Source organism: Cellulomonas sp. P4_A2 (assembly GCF_056402515.1).
In genome coordinates this window covers 208,641-233,645 of the sequence record NZ_JBFUHG010000007.1, presented here as the reverse complement: position 1 = coordinate 233,645, position 25,005 = coordinate 208,641, and the positions used below count along the sequence as shown (strand labels likewise).

20 protein-coding genes and 1 pseudogene are annotated in these 25,005 nt (G+C 71.6%); 15 read left to right on the top strand and 6 right to left on the bottom strand.

What is annotated here, in order from left to right:
* The 11 genes and pseudogenes from AC1DUE_RS09565 to pyk form a co-directional block, all read left to right on the top strand.
* Positions 1-571, top strand: a 571-nt coding sequence (locus AC1DUE_RS09565) for a Trp biosynthesis-associated membrane protein (RefSeq protein ID WP_477039169.1), incomplete at its 5' end; no start/stop codon positions are given.
* Positions 572-650: 79 nt separating this feature from the next.
* A complete protein-coding gene (locus tag AC1DUE_RS09560) occupies positions 651-956 on the top strand; it encodes an HGxxPAAW family protein (RefSeq protein WP_477039168.1) in 306 nt (101 codons plus the stop codon).
* A 173-nt stretch (positions 957-1,129) separates the two neighbouring features.
* Positions 1,130-1,765: a DUF4190 domain-containing protein gene (locus AC1DUE_RS09555; protein WP_477039167.1), complete on the top strand. Its 636-nt coding sequence runs from the start codon at positions 1,130-1,132 to the stop codon at positions 1,763-1,765.
* Positions 1,766-1,823: 58 nt separating this feature from the next.
* Complete coding sequence (locus tag AC1DUE_RS09550) at positions 1,824-2,177, top strand: DUF2752 domain-containing protein (protein WP_477039166.1); 354 nt, start codon at positions 1,824-1,826, stop codon at positions 2,175-2,177.
* 139 nt (positions 2,178-2,316) lie between these two features.
* Positions 2,317-3,129: an indole-3-glycerol phosphate synthase TrpC gene (trpC, locus tag AC1DUE_RS09545; protein WP_477039165.1), complete on the top strand. Its 813-nt coding sequence runs from the start codon at positions 2,317-2,319 to the stop codon at positions 3,127-3,129.
* Positions 3,126-4,442 carry a tryptophan synthase subunit beta gene (gene trpB / locus AC1DUE_RS09540; RefSeq protein ID WP_477039164.1) on the top strand — a complete coding sequence of 439 codons (1,317 nt, stop codon included), beginning with the start codon at positions 3,126-3,128 and terminating at the stop codon, positions 4,440-4,442. The genes trpC and trpB overlap by 4 nt, the downstream gene beginning before the upstream one ends.
* A complete protein-coding gene (gene trpA, locus AC1DUE_RS09535) occupies positions 4,439-5,248 on the top strand; it encodes a tryptophan synthase subunit alpha (protein WP_477039163.1) in 810 nt (269 codons plus the stop codon). Before trpB ends, trpA begins: the two co-directional genes overlap by 4 nt.
* Complete coding sequence (lgt, locus tag AC1DUE_RS09530) at positions 5,245-6,159, top strand: prolipoprotein diacylglyceryl transferase (protein ID WP_477039162.1); 915 nt, start codon at positions 5,245-5,247, stop codon at positions 6,157-6,159. The genes trpA and lgt overlap by 4 nt, the downstream gene beginning before the upstream one ends.
* Before the next feature lie 117 nt (positions 6,160-6,276).
* Positions 6,277-10,842, top strand: coding sequence for a glutamate synthase large subunit (gltB, locus tag AC1DUE_RS09525; RefSeq protein ID WP_477039161.1), 4,566 nt, complete (start codon positions 6,277-6,279; stop codon positions 10,840-10,842).
* The gene (locus AC1DUE_RS09520) at positions 10,835-12,301 is read left to right on the top strand and encodes a glutamate synthase subunit beta (protein WP_477039160.1); all 1,467 of its coding nucleotides are present in this window, start codon (positions 10,835-10,837) and stop codon (positions 12,299-12,301) included. Before gltB ends, AC1DUE_RS09520 begins: the two co-directional genes overlap by 8 nt.
* A gap of 98 nt (positions 12,302-12,399) precedes the next feature.
* A pseudogene (pyk, locus tag AC1DUE_RS09515) lies at positions 12,400-13,725 on the top strand (pyruvate kinase); the annotation flags it as partial.
* Positions 13,726-13,830: 105 nt separating this feature from the next.
* On the opposite strand, the gene AC1DUE_RS09510 reads toward pyk, so the two are convergent.
* The 4 genes from AC1DUE_RS09510 to AC1DUE_RS09495 form a co-directional block, all read right to left on the bottom strand.
* Positions 13,831-13,938, bottom strand: coding sequence for an SHOCT domain-containing protein (locus AC1DUE_RS09510; protein WP_477039278.1), 108 nt, complete (start codon positions 13,936-13,938; stop codon positions 13,831-13,833).
* A 253-nt stretch (positions 13,939-14,191) separates the two neighbouring features.
* Entirely contained in the window at positions 14,192-14,647 is a 456-nt protein-coding gene (locus AC1DUE_RS09505; protein WP_477039159.1) for a DUF6325 family protein, read from the bottom strand.
* Positions 14,648-14,863: 216 nt separating this feature from the next.
* The gene (gene cydB / locus AC1DUE_RS09500; protein ID WP_477039158.1) at positions 14,864-15,877 is read right to left on the bottom strand and encodes a cytochrome d ubiquinol oxidase subunit II; all 1,014 of its coding nucleotides are present in this window, start codon (positions 15,875-15,877) and stop codon (positions 14,864-14,866) included.
* A 12-nt stretch (positions 15,878-15,889) separates the two neighbouring features.
* A complete protein-coding gene (locus AC1DUE_RS09495) occupies positions 15,890-17,284 on the bottom strand; it encodes a cytochrome ubiquinol oxidase subunit I (RefSeq protein WP_477039157.1) in 1,395 nt (464 codons plus the stop codon).
* 123 nt (positions 17,285-17,407) lie between these two features.
* Between AC1DUE_RS09495 and AC1DUE_RS09490 the strand changes: the two genes are divergently transcribed.
* From AC1DUE_RS09490 to AC1DUE_RS09475, 4 genes are all read left to right on the top strand, one after another.
* A complete protein-coding gene (locus AC1DUE_RS09490) occupies positions 17,408-18,988 on the top strand; it encodes a GMC family oxidoreductase (protein WP_477039156.1) in 1,581 nt (526 codons plus the stop codon).
* 27 nt (positions 18,989-19,015) lie between these two features.
* On the top strand, positions 19,016-20,392 hold the full coding sequence (locus tag AC1DUE_RS09485) for a glucose-6-phosphate dehydrogenase (protein ID WP_477039155.1): 1,377 nt from the start codon (positions 19,016-19,018) through the stop codon (positions 20,390-20,392).
* On the top strand, positions 20,392-21,711 hold the full coding sequence (locus tag AC1DUE_RS09480; protein WP_477039154.1) for an NAD(P)/FAD-dependent oxidoreductase: 1,320 nt from the start codon (positions 20,392-20,394) through the stop codon (positions 21,709-21,711). The genes AC1DUE_RS09485 and AC1DUE_RS09480 overlap by 1 nt, the downstream gene beginning before the upstream one ends.
* A gap of 156 nt (positions 21,712-21,867) precedes the next feature.
* A complete protein-coding gene (locus AC1DUE_RS09475) occupies positions 21,868-24,372 on the top strand; it encodes a LuxR C-terminal-related transcriptional regulator (protein ID WP_477039153.1) in 2,505 nt (834 codons plus the stop codon).
* A gap of 9 nt (positions 24,373-24,381) precedes the next feature.
* Here the strand turns inward: AC1DUE_RS09475 and AC1DUE_RS09470 are convergent, their stop codons facing one another.
* Positions 24,382-24,708 (bottom strand): hypothetical protein, encoded by a 327-nt coding sequence (locus tag AC1DUE_RS09470; RefSeq protein ID WP_477039152.1) that lies wholly within the window; start codon positions 24,706-24,708, stop codon positions 24,382-24,384.
* Positions 24,709-24,784: 76 nt separating this feature from the next.
* The gene (locus AC1DUE_RS09465; protein WP_477039151.1) at positions 24,785-24,985 is read right to left on the bottom strand and encodes a hypothetical protein; all 201 of its coding nucleotides are present in this window, start codon (positions 24,983-24,985) and stop codon (positions 24,785-24,787) included.
* Between the last annotated feature and the right edge of the window lie 20 nt (positions 24,986-25,005).

Here is a 25,005-nt window from a genome sequence, read left to right as displayed (position 1 = left end):
ACGCGGCCGCGCGGCCGCTCTCCTGCTGGTCCTCGCGGGCCTGACCGCCCTGACGGCCGTCCCCGTCTGGTTCACGACGACCGGCTCGACCGCGCTCGAGGGCACGGTCGACGTCGCGGTCCAGGGCACCGACGTGGCTCCGGGGATCCTCGCCGCCGCCGTGGCGATCCTGGCGGCCGGCGCCGCGGTCGGGCTGGTGGGGCGCGTCGGCCGCTGGGTCGTCGCGCTCGTCGTCGCCGGGTGCGGCGTCCTCGTCGTCGCGACGACGGTCTCGGCGCTCACCGACCCCGCCGCCGCCGTGGCGCCCGTGGTCGCCGCCCAGACGGGCGTCGGCCACCTCGCCGGACCCGTCGCGACGAGCGCGTGGCCGACGGTCGCGCTCGTGGTCGGCGCACTCGACATCCTTGCCGCCGTCTGGCTCGTGGTCGCGTCCCGAGGCTGGGCCGGCCCGACGCGCCGGTACCAGTCGACCTCGACCGACCCGATCGACCCGGCATCGTCCGGACCGACGACGACCCCCGACGAGCGCGCCGACTGGGACGCCCTCAGCCGCGGCGACGATCCCTCCTGACCTGGACGCCGACACGGCCGAACCTGCGCGCCGGTCCGCTAGGGTGAGCCGCAGAACCGAGCACGAAAGGCACCACACCATGGCCGACCGCACCCTCGCGCACCGCGCGCAGAACGTCACCGTCACCGAGAAGCTGAACCTCCCGCCGACGGCGGCGCCGACGAACCACGGCAAGACGGTCGCCGCCTGGTTCACCACCTACGCGGTCGTCATCGCGTTCACGGTCGCCGGCCTCGGCGTCGCGTTCGCGCTCGTCTGGCTCTTCTGGGTCGGCATCGGCCTCATCGTGCTGAGCCTGATCGTCTCCCGGCTGCTCGTCGCGGCCGGCTACGGCCAGGGCGGCGCCAAGACGCGGGCGCACCAGGCCAACCACGGCGGTCACTGAGCTCGTCGCCGCGTCGCGTCCGGCGCCCTGACGCGCCGACGAAATCTCGGTGCGACGTGGTCGGATGCGCCTACGATGACCGGACATGGCACCGGTCGTGGGGGCAGGCTGTGTGCGTTCGCGACACTGCCTGCATCGACGTAGCCCGGGCTGCCCGCGACCCAGGAGGAACGATGTCCACCCCCGACGAGCCGCAGAACCCCTACGACCCGCAGGGCCAGCCCGCGCAGCCGCAGGACCCGTCGGCCCCGCAGACCCCGCCGCCCGCGCCCTACGGCGCGCCGGCCGATCCGCCGCCCGCACCGCCCGCTCCGTACGGGTCGCCCACCGAGCCGCCGTACCCGCCCGCGACGCCGTACGGCTCGCCGCAGTACGGACAGCCGCCGCAGCAGCCGCCGGCCCCGCAGTACGGCGCGCCGTCGCCCTACGGCCAGCAGCCGTACGGCCAGCCCCAGTACGGGCAGCAGCCGCAGTACGGGCAGCAGCCCCAGTACGGCGCACCGGGCGGATACCCCGGCTACGGCCCGCCCGAGTACCCCGTGAAGAACAAGAACGCGCTCGGCGTCTGGGCGCTGGTCACGGGAATCCTCGGCGTCATCCCGTGCTGCAGCATCCTGATCGTCTCGATCGCCGCCATCATCCTCGGCTCGCTCTCGCGCAAGGCGGTCGCCCGCGGCGAGGCGACCAACGGCGGGATGGCGACGGCCGGGCTCATCCTGGGCATCGTCGGTGTCGTCCTCGGCATCGGCTACTGGATCGTCTTCGCCTCCGGGGGACTCGACGGCTACTCGTCCGATTACCAGTTCTAGGCCTGCGACGGCGGCGCGCGCGGCGGACCCTCGCGCGCCGCTGGTCGTCGGCGCCTCCGTGGCGCTCGGGGTCGCGGTCATCGCGCTCCACGACCCGCACGTCTCCGGCAGCTACGGCGTCTGCCCGCTCTACGCCATGACCGGACTGTGGTGCCCGCTGTGCGGAGGCCTGCGTGCGACGCACGACCTCGCGCGCGCCGACGTCGCCGGCGCGTGGGCGATGAACCCGCTGTGGGTCGTCGTCGCCCCGCTCCTCGTGCTCGCGTGGGCGCGCTGGCTCGTCGCGACGACGCGCGGACGGCCCACGAGCCGCCGCCTCCCGGCCGCGCTGCCGTGGGTCCTGCTCGGCGCGGTCGTCGCCTTCGGCATCCTGCGGAACATCCCCGCGTTGGCCCCGTACCTCGCCCCCTGACCGGCTGAGTCCGGGGGCGGCGTCCCAGCACCTGGTTGTGGTCGGGGTCACCTGTCCACCCCCTCTACGATGGAACCCGGCCCCGAGCCACTCACGACGGTGTGCGGGCCGAGCCGACAGGGGAGAGGGTGAGTCTTCGATGACCGTGCTGGACGACATCATCGCCGGAGTCAGGCAGGACCTGGCCGTCCGCGAGGAAGCAACGCCGCTCGCGCTGGTCAAGGAGCAGGCGGACCGTCGTCCGTCGGCGCTCGACTGCCTCAACCGGCTGCGCGCCGAGGACGCCGTCCGGGTGATCGCCGAGGTGAAGCGCTCGAGCCCGAGCAAGGGCGCCCTCGCGACCATCAAGGACCCCGCGGCGCTGGCCGCCGAGTACGAGAAGGGTGGCGCCGCGGTCATCTCGGTGCTCACCGAGGAGCGCCGCTTCCACGGGTCGCTGGCCGACCTCGACGCCGTCCGCGCCCGGGTCGACATCCCGGTGCTGCGCAAGGACTTCGTCGTCACGCCGTACCAGGTCTGGGAAGCACGCGCGCACGGCGCCGACCTGGTCCTGCTCATCGTCGCGGCGCTCGAGCAGACGGTCCTCGAGTCGCTCGTCGAGCGGGTCCACTCCCTCGGGATGACGGCCCTCGTCGAGGTGCACGACGTCGACGAGGTCGAGCGCGCCGCCGACGCCGGTGCCCGGGTGATCGGCGTGAACGCCCGCGACCTGCGCTCGCTCGAGGTGGACCGCACGACCTTCGCCCGGGTCGCCCCGGCGATCCCGTCGCACATCATCAAGATCGCCGAGTCCGGGGTCCGCGGCCCGCACGACGTCATGGACTACGCCCGCGCCGGTGCGGACGCGGTGCTCGTCGGGGAGGCCCTCGTCACCGACGACGCCCCGCGCGAGTCCGTCGCGGACCTCGTCGCCGCCGGTGCCCACCCGTCCCTGCGCGCGGTGCGCCAGTGACCGGTCGGCCATCGGTCGGACCGCTGTCCGACAAGCTGCTCGAGGCCGTGTCCGACGGCCCGCTGTCGACGCACGCGGGTCCGTACTTCGGCCAGTTCGGCGGCAGGTACGTGCCGGAGGCGCTCATCGCGGCGCTGGACGAGCTCGACACCGAGTACCACAAGGCCCTCACCGATCCGGCGTTCGGGCGCGAGCTGGCGCGGCTGCACCGCACGTACACGGGCCGCCCGAGCCCGTTGACCGAGGTCCCGCGGTTCGCGAAGCACGTGGCCGAGGGCGTGCGCGTCTTCCTCAAGCGCGAGGACCTGAACCACACGGGCTCGCACAAGATCAACAACGTGCTGGGGCAGGCCCTGCTGGTCAAGCGCATGGGCAAGACGCGCGTGATCGCGGAGACCGGTGCGGGCCAGCACGGCGTCGCCACGGCCACCGCCGCTGCGCTGCTGGACCTCGAGTGCGTCGTGTACATGGGCGAGGAGGACACGCGCCGGCAGGCCCTCAACGTCGCGCGCATGCGCCTGCTCGGTGCGGAGGTCATCCCGGTCACCATCGGGACCCGCACCCTCAAGGATGCGATCAACGAGGCCCTGCGTGACTGGGTGGCCAACGTCGAGACGACGCACTACCTCCTCGGCACGGTGACGGGTCCGCACCCGTTCCCCGAGATGGTCCGCGACTTCCACAAGATCATCGGCGACGAGGCCAAGGCCCAGCTCCTCGAGGAGATCGGGCGGCTGCCCGACGCCGTCGCCGCGTGCGTGGGTGGCGGGTCGAACGCGATGGGCATCTTCAACGCCTTCCTCGACGACCCCGACGTGCGGCTGTTCGGCTTCGAGGCCGGCGGCGAGGGCATCTCGTCGGGGAGGCACGCCGCACGGTTCTCCGGCGGCGAGCCCGGCGTGCTGCACGGCGCCAAGTCCTACCTGCTGCAGGACGACGACGGCCAGACGCTGCCCAGCCACTCGGTGTCCGCCGGCCTGGACTACCCGAGCGTCGGTCCCGAGCACGCGTGGCTGCACGACATCGGCCGCGCCGACTACCGGCCGGTCACCGACGTCGAGGCCATGGACGCGTTCCGCGTCCTGTGCCGGACCGAGGGGATCATCCCGGCGATCGAGTCCGCGCACGCCCTCGCGGGTGCCATCGCGCTCGGTCCCGAGCTCGCGGGCTGGACCGGCGACGACGGCCACGAGCCGGTGCTCCTGGTGAACCTGTCCGGTCGCGGCGACAAGGACGTGGCCACGGCCGCGGCCTGGTTCGACCTGATCGACGACGAACCGGTCGTGCTCGCCGACCAGGGAGAACAGCTATGACGCCGGTCGCCGTGCGGTCGCAGGTCGCCGAGTTCCTCGACGGCCTGGGGCGGTCCGCGCTCGTCGGGTACCTGCCGGTCGGCTACCCGAGCGTCGACGGCTCGATCGACGCCGTGCGCACCATGATCGACGCGGGAGCGGACGTCGTCGAGCTCGGTGTCCCCTACAGCGACCCGGTCATGGACGGCCCGCTGATCCAGAAGGCCGTCGACGCGGCGCTCGCCCGCGGCTTCAAGGTCCGCGACACGATCCGCGCGGTCGAGCAGGTGTCCGGCCGCGGTGCGCCGATCCTCGTCATGACGTACTGGAACCTCGTGCTGCGCTACGGCGTCGACGCGTTCGCCCGCGACCTCGCCTCCGCGGGTGGTGCCGGCCTGATCACGCCCGACCTCATCCCCGACGAGGCCTCCGACTGGATCGCGGCGTCCGACGAGCACGGCCTGGACCGCGTCTTCCTCGTCGCCCCGAGCTCCACACCCGAGCGGCTGGCCTCGACGAGCGCCGCGTCCCGCGGGTTCGTCTACGCCGCCTCGACCATGGGCGTGACCGGCGAGCGGACGTCGCTCGGCAACCGCGCCGAGCAGCTGGTGGCGGACACGCGCGCCGCCGGCGCCGGGCACGTCTGCGTCGGGCTCGGGGTCTCCCGGCCGGAGCAGGCCGCGCAGGTGGCCGGCTACGCCGACGGGGTGATCGTCGGCTCCGCGCTGGTGCGCGCCGTGCTCGACGCACCGGACGCCGCCGCGGGTCGTGCCGAGCTCGCCCGGGTCACGGCGGCCCTCGCAGAAGGTGTGAGGTCCGCGCGGTGATCGCGGCCATCCCGAGCCCGTCCCAGGGCGTCTGGCACCTGGGTCCCTTCCCGCTGCGTGCCTACGCGCTCGCGATCCTCCTGGGCATCGTCGTCGCGCTCTGGATGACGCGACGACGCTGGGTCGAGCGCGGCGGTGAGGCCGACACGGTCCTGGAGATCTCGTTCTGGGCGGTGCCGTTCGGCATCGTCGGCGGCCGGATCTACCACGTGATCACCTCGCCCGAGGCGTACTTCGGCGCGGGCGGCGACCCCGTCAAGGCCCTGTTCATCTGGCAGGGCGGCCTCGGCATCTGGGGCGCGGTCGCGTTCGGCGGCGTCGGTGCCTGGATCGGCTGCCGTCGCCAGGGCGTGCGGCTCGCACCATTCGCGGACGCGCTGGCGCCCGGCCTGCTGGTGGCCCAGGGGATCGGTCGGCTCGGCAACTGGTTCAACCAGGAGCTGTTCGGCGCCGCGACCACGTTGCCGTGGGGTCTGCGGATCGACGACGCGTTCCTCCCGCCGGGCTACGAGTCCGGCACGCTGTTCCACCCGACGTTCCTGTACGAGATGCTCTGGAACTTCGCGGGCGCCGCCCTGCTCATCTGGATCGACCGTCGCTACCGGCTCGGCTACGGTCGCGTCTTCTGGCTCTACGTGATGATCTACACCACCGGCCGGCTCTGGATCGAGATGCTCCGTGTCGATCCGGCGAACCACATCTTCGGCGTCCGCCTCAACGTCTGGACGGCCATCATCGTGGGCGTCGGAGCGCTGGTAGCGTTCGTTGTGGTCGGGCGCCGGCACCCAGGACGTGACACGACCCTCCTGCTGGCACCCCCGACAGTGCAGGAAGACTTGTCGCAGGTGAACGAGACAGCGACCGACCCGCCCGCTGACCCGCGGGAAGCCGGAAGCGCTTCTCAGCTCTGACGATGCGTGTGGTCTGCGGACCGCCCTGTATCGTCGCCACGTCTGGGCCGACGACGTCCCGCTATCCCTCTTGTTCGTGCTATTCCCCGACCCCCGGGGACCGTGAGGACGGTGCTGATGTCGACGTCGCCCGTGAGCCCTGGCGCACTTCGTGCGCCACTGCCGCAGGGTCTCTACGACCCCACCGCCGAGCACGACGCGTGTGGCTTCGCCTTCGTGGCCACGTTGCGGGGGACGCCCGGCAGGGACATCGTCGACGCCGGTCTGACCGCTCTGCTCAACCTCGACCACCGCGGCGCCGTCGGTGCCGAGGAGGACAGCGGTGACGGTGCGGGCATCCTCACGCAGATCCCGGACGCCTTCCTTCGTGATGTCGTCGACGCCGAGCTCCCGCCCGCCGGCTACTACGCGATCGGCATGGCGTTCCTGCCTGTCGACGAGGCGGAGCAGCGCAGCGCGGTGAGCGCGATCGAGTCGATCGCCGCCGAGGAGAAGCTGGACGTCCTCGCGTGGCGCGAGGTCGTCGTGACGGCCGACCTGGTCGGTCCCACGGCGCGCGCGTCCATGCCGGTGTTCCGTCAGCTCGTCGTCGCGGACCCGTCCCGGGAGCTGTCGGGCGTCGAGCTCGACCGTCGCGCGTACCGGCTGCGCAAGCGGGCCGAGCGTGAGCACGGCCTCTACTTCGCGTCGCTGTCCGCCCGCACGCTCGACTACAAGGGCATGCTCACCACGGGGCAGCTCGAGCCGTTCTTCGCGGACCTGTCGGACCCGCGGTACGCCTCCGAGATCGCGCTGGTGCACTCGCGCTTCTCCACCAACACGTTCCCGTCCTGGCCGCTCGCGCAGCCGTTCCGGATGATCGCCCACAACGGCGAGATCAACACGGTGCGCGGCAACCGCAACTGGATGGCGGCCCGCGAGGGCACGCTCGCCAGCGACGAGCTGGGCGACCTCGCCCCGCTCCTGCCCGTCTGTACGCCGGGCGGGTCGGACTCCGGCAGCTTCGACGAGGTGCTGGAGCTGCTGCACCTGTCCGGACGCTCCCTGCCGCACGCGGTGATGATGATGATCCCGGAGGCGTGGGAGAACCACGCCCAGATGGACCCCGCCCGCCGCGCGTTCTACGAGTACCACTCCACGCTCATGGAGCCGTGGGACGGCCCGGCCGCCATGACGTTCACCGACGGCACCCTGATCGGCTCCGTGCAGGACCGCAACGGTCTGCGTCCCGGCCGGTACTGGGTCACCGAGGACGGCCTCGTCGTGTGCGCGTCGGAGGCCGGCGTCCTGGACATCGACCCCGCCACCGTCGTCGCCAAGGGCCGCCTCGAGCCCGGCCGCATGTTCCTCGTCGACACCGGCAAGGGCCGGATCATCGACGACCAGGAGATCAAGTCCACGCTCGCCGCGCAGAAGCCGTACGCCCAGTGGGTGCGGGAGAACTCGGTCTACCTGGCGCAGCTGCCCGAGCGCGAGCACGTGGCGCACTCGGCGGCCTCCGTGCGTCGTCGCCAGCGGGCGTTCGGCTACACCGAGGAAGAGCTGAAGATCCTGCTCAGCCCGATGGCCGCCGCCGGTGCGGAGCCGCTCGGTGCCATGGGGTCGGACACGCCCGTCGCGGTGCTGTCCAGCCGCCCGCGCATGCTCTTCGACTACTTCACGCAGATGTTCGCGCAGGTCACCAACCCGCCGCTGGACGCCATCCGCGAGGAGCTGGTCACGGCCATCGGCGGGGCGATCGGCCCCGAGCCCAACCTGCTCGAGGACGGCCCCGGCCACGCTCGCAAGCTGATCCTGCCGTTCCCGGTGATCGACAACGACCAGCTCGCCAAGATCGTGCACGTCGCCAAGGAGCCGTCGCTCGGCTTCCGGTCGACCATCATCCGCGGCCTGTACAAGGTCAGCGGCGGGGGAGAGGCCCTGCAGGCGCGGCTCGACGAGATCTTCGCCGAGGTCGACGCGGCGGTGGCCGACGGCGTCAGCTTCATCGTGCTCTCCGACCGCAACTCGGACGCGGACCTCGCGCCGATCCCGTCCCTGCTGCTGCTGAGCGCCGTGCACCACCACACGCTGCGCCGGCACACCCGCACGATGATCTCGCTGGTGGTCGAGGCGGGCGACGTCCGCGAGGTGCACCACACGGCGCTGCTCATCGGCTACGGCGCGGCCGCGGTCAACCCATACCTCGCGATGGAGACCGTCGAGGACCTCGCGCGCTCGGGCTACCTGCCGGGTGTCGACGAGACCAAGGCCGTCGCCAACCTCATCAAGGCGCTCGGCAAGGGCGTCCTGAAGGTCATGTCGAAGATGGGCATCTCGACCATCGCGTCCTACCGCGGCGCCCAGGTCTTCGAGGCCATCGGCCTGTCGCAGGCCCTCGTCGACCGGTACTTCACGGGCACGACGAGCCGGCTCGGCGGTATCGGCCTGGACGTCATCGCGGCGGAGGTCGCCGCCCGGCACGCCGACGCGTACCCGGCCAGCGGCAACCGCCAGGCGCACCTGCGGCTCGCGGTCGGCGGCGAGTACCAGTGGCGTCGCGACGGCGAGGACCACCTGTTCGACCCCGAGACCGTCTTCCGCCTGCAGCACTCGACGCGGACGCGGCAGTTCGACATCTTCCAGCAGTACACGCGCCGGGTGGACGAGCAGTCGTCGCGCCTGATGACGCTGCGCGGCCTGCTGGCGTTCAAGGACGGCGCGCGGACCCCCGTACCGCTCGACGAGGTCGAGCCGGTCAGCGAGATCGTCAAGCGGTTCAACACCGGCGCGATGTCCTACGGCTCCATCTCGGCGGAGGCGCACGAGACGCTCGCCGTGGCGATGAACAGCATCGGCGCCAAGTCGAACACCGGTGAGGGCGGCGAGGACTCCGACCGTCTCAACGACCCGGTGCGCCGCTCGGCGATCAAGCAGATCGCCTCGGGCCGCTTCGGCGTGACCAGCGAGTACCTGACCAACGCGGACGACATCCAGATCAAGCTCGCGCAGGGTGCCAAGCCGGGCGAGGGCGGTCAGCTGCCGGGTCACAAGGTGTACCCGTGGGTGGCCAAGACGCGGCACTCGACGCCGGGCGTCGGGCTCATCTCGCCGCCGCCGCACCACGACATCTACTCGATCGAGGACCTGGCGCAGCTGATCCACGACGCCAAGAACGCGAACCCGAGGGCACGCATCCACACCAAGCTCGTCAGCGAGTTCGGCGTGGGCACGATCGCCGCGGGCGTCGCCAAGGCGCACTCGGACGTCGTGCTCATCTCGGGTCACGACGGCGGCACGGGTGCCTCCCCGCTGACCTCGCTCAAGCACGCGGGCACCCCGTGGGAGATCGGCCTGGCCGAGACCCAGCAGACGCTCGTGCTGAACAACCTGCGCGACCGCGTCGTCGTCCAGGTCGACGGCCAGCTCAAGACCGGCCGCGACGTGGTGATCGGTGCGCTGCTCGGCGCCGAGGAGTTCGGCTTCGCGACGGCGCCCCTGGTCGTCTCGGGCTGCATCATGATGCGCGTCTGCCACCTCGACACCTGCCCGGTCGGCGTCGCCACGCAGAACCCCGAGCTGCGCGCCCGGTTCACCGGCAAGCCCGAGTTCGTCGTGACGTTCATGGAGTTCATCGCGCAGGAGGTCCGCGAGCTGCTCGCGCAGCTGGGCTTCCGCACGCTGCTCGAGGCCGTCGGCCACGTGGAGCTGCTGGACACCCGCGCGGCGATCGACCACTGGAAGGCCGAGGGCCTGGACCTCGCCCCGGTGCTCGCGGTGCCGTCGCCGGTCGCCGGTACGGAGCTGCACCAGACCAAGCTGCAGGACCACGGCCTGGACCGCGCGCTGGACAACCGGCTCATCGCGCTGGCGACGGACGCCCTCGAGCGCCGCGAGCCGGTCCGGATCGCCCTCCCGGTGCGCAACGTCAACCGGACCGTCGGCACGATGCTCGGCCACGAGGTGACCAAGCGGTTCGGCGGCGCGGGTCTGGCCGACGACACGATCGACGTCACGCTCACGGGCTCGGCGGGCCAGTCGTTCGGCGCGTTCCTGCCGCGCGGCGTCACGCTGCGGCTGTTCGGCGACGCCAACGACTACGTCGGCAAGGGCCTCTCGGGCGGGCGCATCGCGATCCGTCCCGACCGCAACGCGGTGCTCTCCTCCGAGCACAACGTCGTGGCGGGCAACGTCATCGGCTACGGCGCCACGACCGGGCAGATCTTCCTGCGCGGCCTGGTCGGCGAGCGGTTCGGCGTCCGCAACTCCGGCGCGACGCTCGTCGTCGAGGGCGTGGGCGACCACGGGTGCGAGTACATGACCGGCGGCACCGTCCTGGTGCTCGGCCGGACGGGTCGCAACTTCGGAGCCGGGATGTCGGGCGGCACGGCCTACGTGCTGGACCTGGTGCCCGCGCTCGTGAACCTGGACGCCGTGCGGACCAACGAGCTCGCGCTCGACCCGCTGGACGACGAGGACGCCGCGCTGGTGGAACAGCTGCTGCGCGCCCACCACGAGGAGACGGGCTCGCCGGTCGCGGCCCAGCTGCTCGAGGACTTCCCCCAGACCCGGGCGCGGTTCACGCGCCTGCTGCCCACCGAGTACGCCCGCGTCCGTCGCGCGCTCGCGCAGGCCGAGGCCGACGGCCTCGACCCCGCAGCGCCCGGCGTGTGGGACACGATCCTGGAGGTGGCCCGTGGCTGACCCCCGTGGCTTCCTCAAGGTCCGCGACCGCGAGCTCCCGCCCAACCGTCCCGTCGAGATCCGCCTGCGTGACTGGGCGGACGTGCACGAGCACCTGCAGGAGGGGCAGCCCTACCTCAAGGAGCAGGCCGGCCGCTGCATGGACTGCGGGATCCCGTTCTGCCACAACGGCTGCCCGCTCGGGAACCTGATCCCCGAGTGGAACGACCTGGTGTGGCGCGGTCAGTGGTCGGACGCGATCGACCGGCTGCACGCGACCAACAACTTCCCGGAGTTCACCGGTCGCATCTGCCCGGCGCCGTGCGAGTCGAGCTGCGTGCTGGGCATCAACCAGCCCGCGGTCACCATCAAGAACGTCGAGGTCTCGATCATCGACGAGGCGTTCGACCAGGGTCTGGTGACCCCGCAGGTCCCGCAGCGCCTCACCGGCCACACGGTCGCGGTCGTCGGCTCGGGTCCGGCCGGCCTGGCCGCCGCCCAGCAGCTCACGCGCGCCGGCCACACGGTCGCCGTGTACGAGCGGGACGACGCGATCGGCGGCCTGCTGCGGTACGGCGTGCCCGACTTCAAGCTCGAGAAGATCCACATCGACCGCCGCCTCGAGCAGATGGAGGCCGAGGGCACGCGGTTCCGCCCGGGCGTCGAGGTCGGCCGCGACGTGACCTGGCCGCAGCTGCAGGCGCGGTACGACGCGATCGTCATCGCGACCGGCGCCACCGTGCCGCGCGAGCTGACGGTGCCCGGCAAGGAGCTCGCAGGCGTGCACGTCGCCATGGAGTACCTGCACCAGGCGAACGGGGTCGCGGCCGGCAAGCAGGTGGCCGACCAGATCACCGCGACCGGGAAGCACGTCATCATCATCGGCGGCGGCGACACGGGTTCGGACTGCCTCGGCACCGCGCTGCGCCAGGGCGCCGCGAGCGTCACCACGCTGGCGATCGGCAAGCGCCCGCCGCAGGACCGTCCCGAGCACCAGCCGTGGCCGACCGACCCCATCCTCTTCGAGGTCTCGTCCTCGCACGCCGAGGGTGGCGACCGCGCGTACCTGGCGTCGACGGTCGAGTTCCTCGGCGACGAGGACGGCACGGTCAACCGGCTCAAGCTCGCGACGACCGAGTACCTCTCCGACGGCCGGCGCGTGCCCAAAGCCGGCACCGAGCGCGAGATCCCGGCGGACCTCGTACTCGTCGCGATGGGCTTCTCCGGGCCGGAGACGACGCCGCTGACCGACCAGATCGGGATCGAGCTGACCTCGCGCGGGCTCGTCACACGGTCCGACGACTTCGCCACCTCGGTGCCCGGTGTGTTCGTCGCCGGTGACGCCGGCCGCGGCCAGTCGCTCATCGTCTGGGCGATCGCGGAGGGCCGCGCCGCCGCGGCCGCCGTCGACACCTACCTCTCGGGCAGCACCGAGCTGCCCTCGCCGGTGACCGCCTCCACGGTGGCGCTGCGCCCCTAGACCACCCCTTCGACCGGCGTCGACAACCGCCCGGCCCTGGGGGCCGGACCGGGGCGTGCGGTCAGCCACGAAAAACACGGAAGGCATAGGCTCGCCCCATGCGTAGAGCAAAGATCGTCTGCACCATCGGCCCGGCCACGGAGTCCGCGGAGCAGATCCAGGCACTCGTCGACGCCGGGATGGACGTGGCGCGGCTCAACCGCAGCCACGGCGACACCGAGGTGCACCAGCGCGTGTACGACAACGTCCGCGCAGCGGCGCAGGCGTCCGGCCGCTCGGTCGCCGTCCTGGTCGACCTGCAGGGCCCCAAGATCCGCCTGGGCCGCTTCGTCGACGGTCCGCACAGCCTGGCGGTCGGTGACGTGTTCACGATCACGACCGACGACGTCGAGGGCACCAAGGAGCGCGTCTCCACGACCCACAAGGGCCTGACCGGCGACGCGCGCGTGGGCGACCCGATCCTCATCGACGACGGCAAGGTGCTCGTGCGCGTCACGGCCGTCGAGGGCAACGACGTGGTCACCCGCGTCGAGGTCCCCGGACCCGTCTCGAACAACAAGGGCCTCAACCTGCCCGGTGTCGCCGTCTCCGTCCCCGCCATGAGCGACAAGGACGAGGACGACCTGCGCTGGGCGCTGCGCGTCGGCGCGGACATCATCGCGCTGTCGTTCGTGCGCTCCGCCGAGGACTACACCGACGTGCGCCGGATCATGGAGGAGGAGAACCGGGTCGTCCCGGTCATCGCCAAGATCGAGAAGCCGCAGGCCGTCGAGAACCTGGCCGAGATCATCGCCGCGTTCGACGGCATCATGGTCGCCCGCGGCGACCTGGGCGTCGAGCTGCCGCTCGAGCAGGTCCCGCTGGTGCAGAAGCGCGCCGTCGAGCTGGCCCGTCGCAACGCCAAGCCGGTCATCGTCGCCACCCAGGTGCTCGAGTCCATGACCACGAGCCCGCGCCCGACCCGCGCCGAGACCTCGGACTGCGCCAACGCGGTGCTCGACGGTGCCGACGCCGTCATGCTCTCGGGCGAGACCTCGGTGGGCGACTACCCGATCGAGACCGTGCGCACGATGGCGCGGATCATCGAGGCGACCGAGGAGATGGGCCGCGAGCGGATGGCGCCCCTGGGCTCCACGCCGCACACCCGCGGTGGCGCGATCACGCGCGCGGCCGCCGAGATCGGCGAGACGCTCGACGTGAAGTACCTCGTCACGTTCACGCAGTCGGGCGACTCGGCGCGCCGGATGTCGCGCCTGCGCTCGGCGATCCCGCTGCTCGCGTTCACGCCCGTCGAGGACGTGCGCAACACGCTCTCGCTGAGCTGGGGCGTCCAGACCTACCGGTCGCCGCAGGTCGAGAGCACCGACGAGATGGTGAACCAGGTCGACTCGACCCTGCGTGCGAACGGCCTCGCGGGGCCCGGAGGACGTCCTCCGGGCCTCTCGTCGCGCAGGGACCGCCTCAGAGCTGCGTCCAGGCACACGCACGCCCGGGGACGAGACGTCCCCGGGCGTGCGGTACGGCGGTCCTCAGGAGGTGAGGATCTTGTTCTTCTGGACCTCGAACTCGATGTCGCTCAGGACGCCGGCGTCGCGCAGCGCACCGAGCTGTGCGAGCTGGGCGAGCTTGGCGTCCATGTCGGCCGGTGCGGCGGCGGGCGCCGGAGCGGCGTAGGCGGGCTGCGGGGGCGGCGGCGCGTACTGCGGCTCCGCGTACTGCGGCGCCTGCTGGGCGGCCTGCTGCTGCTCCTTCGCGTTCCAGCGGCCCGCCTGGCGGCGGGACACGTTGTTGGAGACATGGGTCGCGGTGCCGGCGATGACGGCGGTCCGGGCGACACCACGGATCAGTCCTGGCATGGTCTGGCCTTTCTCGGGTGGTGAGGGGGGTGGGTCACTCGGCGTCGAGCTCGTCCAGCTTCGCCAGGATGGCCTGGACGGGGATGCGGCCGCTCGCCACGAGCTGGCCCCCGGCCCGGCGCAGCGCGGCGGCGAACGGTGCCGCCCAGACGTTCTCGTAGACGAGGACCGCGGCCGCGGTGTCGGGCAGGAGCGCCTCGCCGGCCTCGGCGACGTCGTCGTCACCGATCAGGCCGGAGTGGACCCCGGCGAAGATCGTCAGGTCGAAGCCGCCGCCGTCGAGCTGGTCGAGCTCGATCGCGCCGACGTTCCCGTCGCCGTCCTTCAGCACGAAGACGAGGTCGAGGATGCGGATCGTGTTGTTGTCGACCAGGTCGAGCAGCAGCGGAAACGCTTCGCCGGTGAAGTTGGTCCGGGGGAACTCGACGACGAGATAGTCGATGGGACCAGTCTCTTCGAGGCTCTCGGTACCGGCGAGGTCGTCGGTCATGGTGGGCAGTCCTTTCGTCGCGCTGTACGCCCTGGCATGGATGGTGCGGCAGAACATTGCGACCTTAGCGCGCATATCCGGCCGCAGGGGACGACTCACACCGACGCCCGAGGTGGTTCGCCCGGACGCCGGAGGCCCTCATCCGTGCAGAGGACGTGCACGAGGCGCGCATGTGGAGACGGTGGCGTTCGGCCGGAGGATCCCGACGACGCGGGTCTAGTAGTGGGCGTCCTGCTTCTCGAAGTCCTCGGTCCGCACGCGCGCACGGAACACGTAGTACGTCCACCCCTGGTAGAGCAGGATCAGCGGGAGGAACACGACGGTGATGATCGTCATCAGCTTGAGCGCGTAGTCGCCCGAGGCGGAGTTGACCACCGTCAGGTCGTTGGACGGGCTCGTCGTGGAGACCAGGAGGCGGGGGTAGAGGTCGACGAACAACCCCAGCAGGGTGGTGGCGATGGTGACGCAGGTCGCGACGAACGCCCAGCCCGCGGCCTTCTCGTGCACCAGCCACCACGCAGCGACCACCGCGACGACGGCGACGACCTGCAGGACGTTGATCAGCACCCCCTTGTCGGCCACGACGTGCGTCCAGACCACGAATGCGAGCACGACGACGGCCGCGAGGGGCGCGATGCGGGAGGCGAACCGTGCGCTGCGCTCCTCGAGGTCGTCGCTCGTCTTGAGCCACAGGAAGACGGACCCGTGCAGCAGGCAGACCACGACGAGGGTCAGCCCGAAGTAGATCGGGTACGGCTGGAGAAGATCGACGATCGAGCCGGTGAACTCCTGGTCCTCGTCGACGGGCAGTCCGTTGAGCAGGCTCCCCAGGATGATGCCGATGACGAGCGGCACGACGACACTGCCGACGGTCATGAGGCCGTCCCACGTCCGGCGCCACGCGGCCGAGTCGTGCTTGCCCCGGTACTCGAAGGACACGCCCCGACCGATCAGCGCGACGAGCAGGAGCACCACCAGCAGGTACGCCGCAGAGAACGTGGTGGCGTACCAGGCGGGGAACGCGGCGAACATCGCGGCCGCGGCCACGACCAACCACACCTCGTTGCCATCCCAGAGCGGGCCGATCGTCCCGACCGCCGCGCGCTTGCCGGCCTCGGACCCGCCGATGTGCCCGTGCAGCATGCCGACGCCGAGGTCGAAGCCCTCGAGGATGAAGAAGCCCGTCCACAGGACGGCGATGAGGATGAACCACAGCTCAGGAAGCGTCATGAGTTTCCCCGCTCAGAAGGTCATGGCCGGGACGTCGACCGGCTGCTCGGGCTCGGACGCGGGACCGGGGGGGAGGTCCTTTCGCGCGTAGCGCGTCATGAGGATCCAGGCGATCAGGGTCAGTGTCGCGTAGAGCAGGAAGAAGACGACCACGCTGATCACGACCTCGGCGGTGCTCACCGACGGTGAGACCCCGTCCTTCGTCAGCAGGAGCCCTTGGACGATCCATGGTTGCCGCCCGTTCTCGGTCAGCACCCAGCCGGCGGTGTTGATGACGAACGGCAGGATCGCGACCCAGACGGCGAGGCGCAGGAAGAGGGTCGACGTCGGCAGCTTCTTTCGCCACAGCCGCCACAGTCCCCAGAGGGTGAACAGCAGCAGCAGCCCAGCCGTGTAGGCCATGACCCGCATCGCCCAGTACTGGATGAACACGTTGGGCACGTACTCGCCCGGGCCGTACTCCGTCTCGTACTGGCTCTGCAGCTCGTCGAGGCCGATCACCTTGCCGTTCCACGAGTTGGTGGCCAGGAGCGAGAGCAGGTGGGGGATCTCGATGACCTTGACCGGGTCGTGGTCGTTCTTCCCGCCGCCGATCTGGAAGACCGAGAACGAGCAGGGCTGGCACGTCTCCCACTGGGCCTCCGACGCGGCGATCTTCATCGGCTGGAAGTCGGCCTCGGTCACGCCGAGCTCGCTGCCGACGAGCATGTTGACCAGCAGCGCGGGAACGACGAGCACCAGCGACAGGCGCGCCGCCGGCTGGAAGACCTCGGGCTCCTTGCCCTTGCGCAGCTGCCACGCGGAGATCGCGAGCATGATGATGGCGCCCGTGATCAGCGACGCGAGGACCACGTGCAGGTAGCCGCGCAGGAACACCGGGTTGGTGAGCAGCGCAGCGATGTCGTTGAGCTGGGGCAGGCCGGTGTCGGGGTTGATCTCGTACCCGACGGGATTCTGCATCCATGAGTTCGCCGCCATGATGAACGCCGCCGACCCCACGCCGCCGAGCGCCACCGCCCAGATGGTCAGGAGGTGGATGCGCGGGCTCAGCACGTTCCAGCCGAAGATCCACAGGCCCAGGAACGTCGACTCCAGGAAGAACGCGGCCAGGCCCTCCATCGCCAGCGGGGCGCCGAAGACGTCGCCGACGGTGCGCGCGTACGAGGACCAGTTCATGCCGAACTGGAACTCCTGGACCAGGCCGGTCACCACCCCGACCGCGATGTTGATGACCAGGAGCGTCCCGAAGAACTTGGTGAGCCGCAGGTACTCCGGCCGGCCCGTGCGGTGCCAGGACGTCTGCAGCAGGGCGATCAGGAAGCTGAGCCCGATCGTCACCGGGACGAAGAGGAAATGGTAGATCGACGTCATCGCGAACTGGGTCCGCGCGAGGTCCAGCTCGCTCATGCGTCGTCCTCCGGAGGTCGGCCGGTGTCGTGCGCCTCGGGGGATCATCGTCGTCTTTCACACAAACCGTCATCATCCGCGCCGGACGATGACGCCGGCAGGCGGGAAGACGACGGTCGTTCCGTGGCCGAAGCGCAGACATACGACGTCATCGTGATCGGGTCCGGCGCAGGCGGAGGGACGCTCGTCCATCGTCTGGCGCCCACCGGGAAGAAGATCTTGCTGCTCGAACGCGGGGGTTACCTTCCGCGTGAGATCGACAACTGGTCCTCGTCAGCCGTCTTCGTGCGCGGCAAGTACCGCGCGCCCGAGTTCTGGTACGACGGCCAGGGCAAGGAGTTCCCCCCCGAGGTCAACTACTACGTGGGCGGCAACACCAAGTTCTACGGCGCCGCGCTCTTCCGGCTGCGGCCCGAGGACTTCGGTGAGATCCGGCACCACGGGGGCCTCTCCCCGGCGTGGCCGATCAGCTATGACGACCTCGAGCCGTACTACACGCAGGCCGAGCACCTGTACAAGGTGCACGGGCATCACGGCGAGGACCCCACCGAGGGCCACGCGAGCGCGCAGTACGCGTACGAGGCCGTGAAGCACGAGCCCCGGATCCAGCAGCTGAGCGACGACCTCGAGCGGGTGGGCCTGCACCCGTTCCACCTGCCGATCGGCGTGGACCTCACGCAGGACGCGGACGGCAACGCCACGCAGACGAGCGTGTGCATCCGCTGCAACAGGGTGGACGGCTTCCCGTGCCTGCTCGGCGCCAAGTCCGACGCGCAGGTGCTGTGCGTGGATCCGGCACTGGAGTACGACAACGTGTCGATGATCACGCACGCCCAGGTGCTCCGGCTCGAGACCGACGCGTCCGGGCGGACCGTCACCGGGGTCGTCGCGCAGGTCGAGGACGGCTCGACGGTGACGTTCAGCGCGGACGTCGTCGTGGTGTCGGCGGGGGCGGTCAACTCGGCGGTACTCCTGCTGCGCTCCCGGAACGACAACCACCCCAGCGGGCTGGCCAACAGCTCGGACGTCGTCGGCCGGCACTACATGCGGCACAACAACCTCGCGGTCATGGGGCTCTCGCGCACGCCGAACCCGACGCGGTTCCAGAAGACGCTCGCGCTGAACGACTGGTACGCCGGGTCCGACGACTGGGACTTCCCGCTGGGCGGGATCCAGATGCTCGGCAAGGCGGACGCCGAGCAGGTGCGCTCGAACGCGCCGATGCACCTGGGCAAGCTCTCGCCGAAGTTCCCGCTCGAGCTCGTCGCCCACCACTCGGTCGACTTCTGGCTGTGCGGAGAGGACCTGCCGCTGCCGGAGAGCCGCGTGACCCTGGGGGCCGACGACAGCGTCCACCTGGCGTTGGACGAGGACAACAACATCGAGGGCGTCAAGCGCCTGCGCCACAAGCTCCAGTCGATGCTGCCCGCCCTCGGAATGGAGGACCACGACCTCCTCGACCACAGCATCTACTTCCACAAGGGCATGCCGATCGGAGCGACCGCGCACCAGGCCGGCACCGTCCGTTTCGGCTCCGACCCGACGAGCTCGGCGCTCGACCCGTTCTGCAAGGCGCACGACGTGGACAACCTCTACGTCGTCGACACGAGCTTCTTCCCGAGCATCGGCGCCGTGAACCCCTCGCTGACCGCGATCGCCAACGCGCTGCGCGTGGGGGACCACATCGCGGCACGCCTGTCCTGACCCCGTCCTGAAGGAGCTCGAGTACACATGCCGACCGAACCCATGGACGCCCTGGTGATCTTCGGGGCGACCGGAGACCTGGCCAAGCTCGAGACGTTCCCCGCTCTGGTCGGGCTCGTCGACCGTGGCGTGCTCACGGTGCCGATCATCGGGGTGGCCAAGAGCGGGTGGGGGCTCGACCAGTTCCGGGAGTATGCGGCCGCGTCGCTCCGGCTCAACGGGATGGACCCGACGACGCCCGCGGCGACGACAATGCTCTCCCTGCTGAAGTACGTCGACGGCGACCTCGACGACCCGGCCACCTACACGGCCATGTCGGAGGCGATGGGTTCTGGCAGCCGGGCCCTGTACTACCTCGAGGTACCGCCGCCGCTGTTCGGACGCATCGCCAAGGGGATCGCGGGGGCCGGGCGGGCCGCCGGGGCGCGCGTGATGGTGGAGAAGCCGTTCGGCACCGACCTGGGGAGCGCGCAGGCGCTCAACGCCACGATGCACGAGGTGTTCGACGAGGGCTCGGTGTACCGCGTCGACCACTGGCTCGGCCTGGACCCTCTGGAGAACGTGCTGTTCGCGCGGTTCGCCAACTCGATCGTCGAGCCGCTGCTCAACCGGACGCACGTGAAGAGCGTGCAGATCACCATGGCCGAGGCGTTCGACGTGGCCGACCGCGGCAGCTTCTACGATCGCACCGGCGCCATCCGGGACGTCATCCAGAACCACATGCTGCAGGTGCTCGCCAGCGTGCTGGCCGAGCCGCCGTCGGGCCCCGACGTCACCTCGTGGTCGGCCTCGAAGTCGGCGGTGATCGAGGCACTGCGTCCGCTCGACGCCGCGCACACGGTGTTCGGCCAGTACGACGGGTACCACGACGTCGCAGGAGTGGCGCCGGGCTCGACGACCGAGACGTACGCCGCCGTCAGCCTCGCGTGCGACTCGTGGCGCTGGGCCGACGTCCCGATCCTGATCCGTGCGGGCAAGAGCCTGGCCGTGACGTCGACCGAGATCTCGTTCCAGTTCCGCCGCCCGCCGCACGACATCTTCGGCCTGAAGGACTCCGCCGTCAGGAACGAGCTCCGGTTCCGGATCTGGCCGGAGGTCGCGGTGGGCCTGACGCTCGTGGGCAAGAAGCCGGGCGCCGGGTGGAGCCAGCAGGTCGAGGACCTCTCGTTCGCGGAGCAGGCTGCCGGCGACATGCGACCGTACGACCGGCTCATCGGCGCGGCGCTCGAGGGCCAGCGCTGGCTGTTCGCGCAGCAGGAGACCGTCGAGGCGGCGTGGCACGTGGTGGACCCGATCCTCACGGGCGACATCCCGGTGCACGCCTACGCCCCGGGCAGCTGGGGACCGGCGCAGGCCGACGCGCTGCTGCCCGACGGCGCCGTCTGGCACGACCCGACCGGCTGATGGCCCGCCCGAAGGTGGTGATCGTCGGCGGCGGTTTCGCCGGCCTGTTCGCCGCGCGCTCGTTGAAGAAGTCCGCGGTCGACATCGTGCTGGTGGACCGCAACGGTCACCACCTCTTCCAGCCGCTCCTCTACCAGTGCGCCACGGGAATTCTGTCCGAGGGGCAGATCGCCGCACCTCTGCGCGACGTCCTCAAGAGGCACAAGAACGTCGAGTGCCTGCTCGCCGAGGTCGAGGACGTCGACGTCGAGCGACGGGTGGTGCACGCCGTCCGCCCCGGCGGCGACGCCCTCGAGCTGCCGTACGACCACCTGATCGTCGCGGCAGGCGTGCGTCAGTCGTACTTCGGGCACGACGAGTACGCGCAGTTCGCGCCGGGGATGAAGACGATCTCCGACGCCCTGGCCATCCGGCGCCGGGTGTTCGGGGCGTTCGAGCTGGCCGAGACCGCGTCCAGCGACGAGGAGCGGACCCAGTGGCTGACGTTTGCGCTCGTCGGCGGCGGACCGACGGGCGTCGAGCTGGCCGGCCAGATCCGCGAGCTCGCCACGCAGACGCTGAGCGAGGAGTTCCGCACGATCAGCCCGCAGGACGCCCGGGTCCTGCTGTTCGACGGGGGGGACGCACCCCTGAAGGCGTTCGGGCCCACGCTGTCGGCCAAGGCGGCCGAGCGGCTGACCCACCTCGGCGTCGAGCTGCACATGGGTGCGCGGGTGACGTCGGTGGATGCAGGCGGGCTCCAGGTGAGCGAGGCCGGCAACGACGTGCGCTACGACGCGCGCACGATCCTGTGGACCGCCGGCGTCGAGGCGCCCCCGCTGGCGGCCAGGATCGCCGAGGCCTCCGGTGCGGAGCACGACCGATCCGGCCGCATCGCCGTGGGCCCGGACTGCACCATCGAGGGCCATCCCGAGATCTTCGTGGTCGGCGACGTCATGACCCTGAACGGCATGCCCGGGCTGGCCGAGGTCGCGATGCAGTCCGGCGCCTACGCGGGCCGGCACATCCGGCACCAGGTCGAGGGCAAAGGGGCGCCGAAACCGTTCCGGTACCTCGATCTCGGGACCGCGGCCTACCTGTGTCGCGGCAGGGCGGTGGTCTCGGCGGGACCGTTGCACCTCACCGGCCGCTTCGGCTGGTTGGTCTGGCTCTTCATCCACATCGCGTTCATGACGGGCTATCGCAACCGGTTCACAGCGATCATGACGTGGCTCGTGGCGTTCTCCCGAGGCATCCGTCGCGAGCGGGCATTCATCACGCAGCCGGTGGACACGCATCGCGACCCGTACCGGCGGAACGCGGGTGCGAGCGGTGCCTGAACGACCCTGACCAGCACGAACATTTTCCCTGAATGAGGTAGGTAGACCCTTGTCCCGTCTCGTTCCGAGGGCTTGACTGGCCAACGGAGCGGTCTTGCCGGGGGGAACCCAGCACGACGTGCCCTGCGGTCGGCATACTCGCGAAGGGGACGGGCGATGAGCAGCAGCACGTTTCCGCACGGGACGGTCGACCGACCACCGGCCGCTGCCGTCGGCATCCCGGCGCCCGCACCGCACGTCCTCGAGCGCCCCCGGCTGACCGAGGCCCTGTCCGTCGACGTCCCGCTCGCTCTCGTCGTCGCCCCCGCGGGTGCCGGCAAGACCGTGGCCGTGTCCACCTGGGCGGCGACCGTCCGGGGGCCGCTCGCGTGGGTGTCGTTCGACCGCACCGACCTCGACGGTCCCGCGCCGTGGGGGATGATCGTCGACGCCCTGCGCGGCGCCGGGGTGCGGGTGCCGTCGCTGATGTCGCTCGGCGACCGGGAGCAGGACCGTCGGGCGCTCCCGACGATGGTCGGCGCGCACGTCGCGGCGCACCCCGGCGGGGTCGTGCTGGTGCTCGACTGCGACGGTCCGGTGCCCGTGGACCTCGCCGAGGGCCTCGAGCGCGTCCTGCGGCACTCCCTGGGTCGGCTCCGGCTCGTGGTGCTGGCGCGCACCGACCCTCCACTGCCCCTGCAGCGTCACCGGCTGGACGGCTCGGTCACCGAGCTGCGGGCAGGCGATCTCTCGTTCCGCCCCGAGGAGGTGACCGCCCTGCTCGCCTCGAGCCGGCTCGTGCGGTCCCGCGACACGAGCCGCTCGCTGCACCTGCGCACGTGGGGCTGGGCCGCGGGCCTGCGGTTCGCGGTCCTCGACGCCACGCGTCGGGGCGGTGCCGAGGCGTCGGTTCGCGATCTGACGGGTTCGGCCGGACCTGTCGCGGAGTACCTGCGCACGGAGGTCCTCGACGCTCTGGACGTCCCCGACCGCCGCCTCCTGCTGGACTGCAGCGTCGTCGAGCTCCTCCCGCCGGGCCTGGTCGACGCCCTGGGCGGCCCGCGCGCCGGTCGGCGGCTGGAGCGGCTGAGGTGGGCGTTCGTCGAGGAGGTGCCGGAGCACCCCGGGTCGCTCCGCGTGCACCCTCTCGTCCGGGAGCTGCTCTACGACCAGCTGATCGTCGACGAGCCCGTCAGGGCGCAGGACCTGCACCAGCGGGTCGGGCGGTGGCTGGCCGGGCTCGGCCGGTTCGACGAGGCGACCCGGCAGGCCGCCAGCGCCGGGGCGTGGCAGGACGCGGCCGGCTACGCGATCGAGGCCGGAGTCGCCGAGAGCCTGCTCGGCCCGTCGCGCACCGACCTGCTGCCCGTGCTCGACCCGATGCCCGCAGGGACGCCGGGTGCCGGCGCCGCGATCGTGCGCGCGGTTGCCGCGGCGACCCGCGAGGACCTGGGCGAGGCGGCTGCCCAGGCGGCCGAGGCCCGGGCCGCGGCGACGGCCGTGTCGCCGGCCGCAGCCGTAGCCCTCGACCTCCTCGACCTGGCCGTCGCGTCCGGCTCCGGCGACGCGGAGGACGCCCTGGCGGCGGCCGACCGGACGACGCAGGCGGTCGTCGCGGGTCCGGGGCTCGCGGCGGCGATCGGGGCCCGCCGCGGCGACGCGCTCCTCGTCCTGGGACGGCTGGAGGAGGCGGCGCAGGCGTACCGCGGCATCGACGCCCGACTGGGTCGGCACGCGTTGGTCGAGGCGGTCTCCGGGCAGCTGCGCACGGCTCGGACGCTCGCGGAACGCGCGCTGGCACTGCCGGGCGCCGCGGACCCGTGCGCACAGCTCGCACTGGCCTGGGTGGACGCCGAGGGCGACGCGTTCGACCTCGCGCGCACACAGCTGCGTCGGGCCGGCGCCGTCGCGGTGACGACGGCCGACCCGGTGCCAGGCGTGCTGCTCGCGGTGCTCGACGCCCGGCTGCGCCGGGCGGCGGGCGACCTCGAGGGCGCGCGGGCCGCACTGGCGGTTCCGCCCGAGGAGCCGGCATGGCTCGCCGACCTGCTGATGCTCGAGCTCGCCGCGCTCGACCTCGCGGAGGGCCTGCCGTCGACCGCCCTCGAGCGGCACGCCGCCCTCGCGGACCGGACGAGCGTCGGTGGTCAGCGGCTGCTCTGGCAGGTGCGCCTGGCCCAGTGGGCCGACGGTTCGCACCCGGAGCCCGACCCGGGCGCCACGCTCGCGGCGCGCGTCGAGGGCTGGCTGCTCGAGGCGTCGCGACGACTGAGCCTGGGGGAGCCGGCCGCGGCTCGCCGGGCCGTGCAGCGCGCGCTCAGCATCGCCGCGCCGGAACAGCTGCGACGACCCTTCCGTGAGGCGTCCGCGGACGTGCGTCGGCTCCTGCTCGAGGAGGGCGCGGTCCGGGCGCCGGCGCGCTCGCCCCAGGGTCGGCCGGTGCGGCCGGACCCGATGAGCGCCGAGCCCGTGCGAGACCTCGTCGAGCCGCTGACCGAGAAGGAGCGCGAGGTGCTGGGCCACCTGGCGGCCATGCTGTCCACCGACGAGATCGCGGCCGCGATGTTCGTGTCGGTCAACACGGTGCGCACCCATGTGCGCAACATCCTGCGCAAGCTGGGCGCCGCTCGTCGCAACGAAGCGGTCCGGCGTGCGCGCGCCCTGCAGCTGATCCCCGCCTGAACGGGCCCGTCAGACGTCGGTGAACAGGCAGGTGACGACGAACCGGATGCTCCGGTCGAAGGTGTAGGTGCGGTCACCCTCGTTGGCGTCCCCGAGGTCGCTCACGAAGTACTGCCGCCCGTGCTTGATGGCGACGAACGCCACCGCCGACGGCTTGGTCCAGGTGTGCACGCCGGGCGGCAGGTCGGTCCGCGAGCAGTCGTACACGCCGCCGTACTCCCAGTACGTGGGGTTCGCCCGCGGGTCCGCGGGACAGGCCGCCGCGGGCCCGGCGGCTGCCAGGAGTGCTCCGGCGGCCAGCGCGGCCGCGGTCAGGGTGGTGCGAAGTCGAACCATGGTCTGCCCCCTCGTGGATGTCCGGAATGTCCACGTTGGCAGGCTCGCGCCTCACTCGGAAGGATGAAGCGCAGGTTCACCCGTCGTGGTCGCGCTCGACCAGGAAGGTGCGACCGTCCGGCCCGACCACGCGCACGAACTCCTGGCGGAGCTGGCTGTCGCGCTCGCGCTCGGCGTCGGTGAGGGCGCGCCTGCGGCCCCGGATGTTGCCCACCTGTGCCGGCCCGAAGTAGGTCAGGAGCCATTCGGTGGCGTCCCGGCGGCGCTTCTCGCTCACATCGTCTCCTATGCTTAGTG

What these genes read in the sequence shown, in the direction of transcription:
- AC1DUE_RS09560 (WP_477039168.1), top strand. Translation starts at nt 651, where the DNA reads ATGGCCGACCGCACCCTCGCGCACCGCGCGCAGAACGTCACCGTCACC.
- AC1DUE_RS09555 (WP_477039167.1), top strand. Translation starts at nt 1,130, where the DNA reads ATGTCCACCCCCGACGAGCCGCAGAACCCCTACGACCCGCAGGGCCAG.
- trpC (WP_477039165.1), top strand. Translation starts at nt 2,317, where the DNA reads ATGACCGTGCTGGACGACATCATCGCCGGAGTCAGGCAGGACCTGGCC.
- trpA (WP_477039163.1), top strand. Translation starts at nt 4,439, where the DNA reads ATGACGCCGGTCGCCGTGCGGTCGCAGGTCGCCGAGTTCCTCGACGGC.
- gltB (WP_477039161.1), top strand. Translation starts at nt 6,277, where the DNA reads ATGTCGACGTCGCCCGTGAGCCCTGGCGCACTTCGTGCGCCACTGCCG.
- AC1DUE_RS09510 (WP_477039278.1), bottom strand. Translation starts at nt 13,938, where the DNA reads ATGGACGCCAAGCTCGCCCAGCTCGCACAGCTCGGTGCGCTGCGCGAC.
- AC1DUE_RS09505 (WP_477039159.1), bottom strand. Translation starts at nt 14,647, where the DNA reads ATGACCGACGACCTCGCCGGTACCGAGAGCCTCGAAGAGACTGGTCCC.
- cydB (WP_477039158.1), bottom strand. Translation starts at nt 15,877, where the DNA reads ATGACGCTTCCTGAGCTGTGGTTCATCCTCATCGCCGTCCTGTGGACG.
- AC1DUE_RS09495 (WP_477039157.1), bottom strand. Translation starts at nt 17,284, where the DNA reads ATGAGCGAGCTGGACCTCGCGCGGACCCAGTTCGCGATGACGTCGATC.
- AC1DUE_RS09485 (WP_477039155.1), top strand. Translation starts at nt 19,016, where the DNA reads ATGCCGACCGAACCCATGGACGCCCTGGTGATCTTCGGGGCGACCGGA.
- AC1DUE_RS09480 (WP_477039154.1), top strand. Translation starts at nt 20,392, where the DNA reads ATGGCCCGCCCGAAGGTGGTGATCGTCGGCGGCGGTTTCGCCGGCCTG.
- AC1DUE_RS09475 (WP_477039153.1), top strand. Translation starts at nt 21,868, where the DNA reads ATGAGCAGCAGCACGTTTCCGCACGGGACGGTCGACCGACCACCGGCC.
- AC1DUE_RS09470 (WP_477039152.1), bottom strand. Translation starts at nt 24,708, where the DNA reads ATGGTTCGACTTCGCACCACCCTGACCGCGGCCGCGCTGGCCGCCGGA.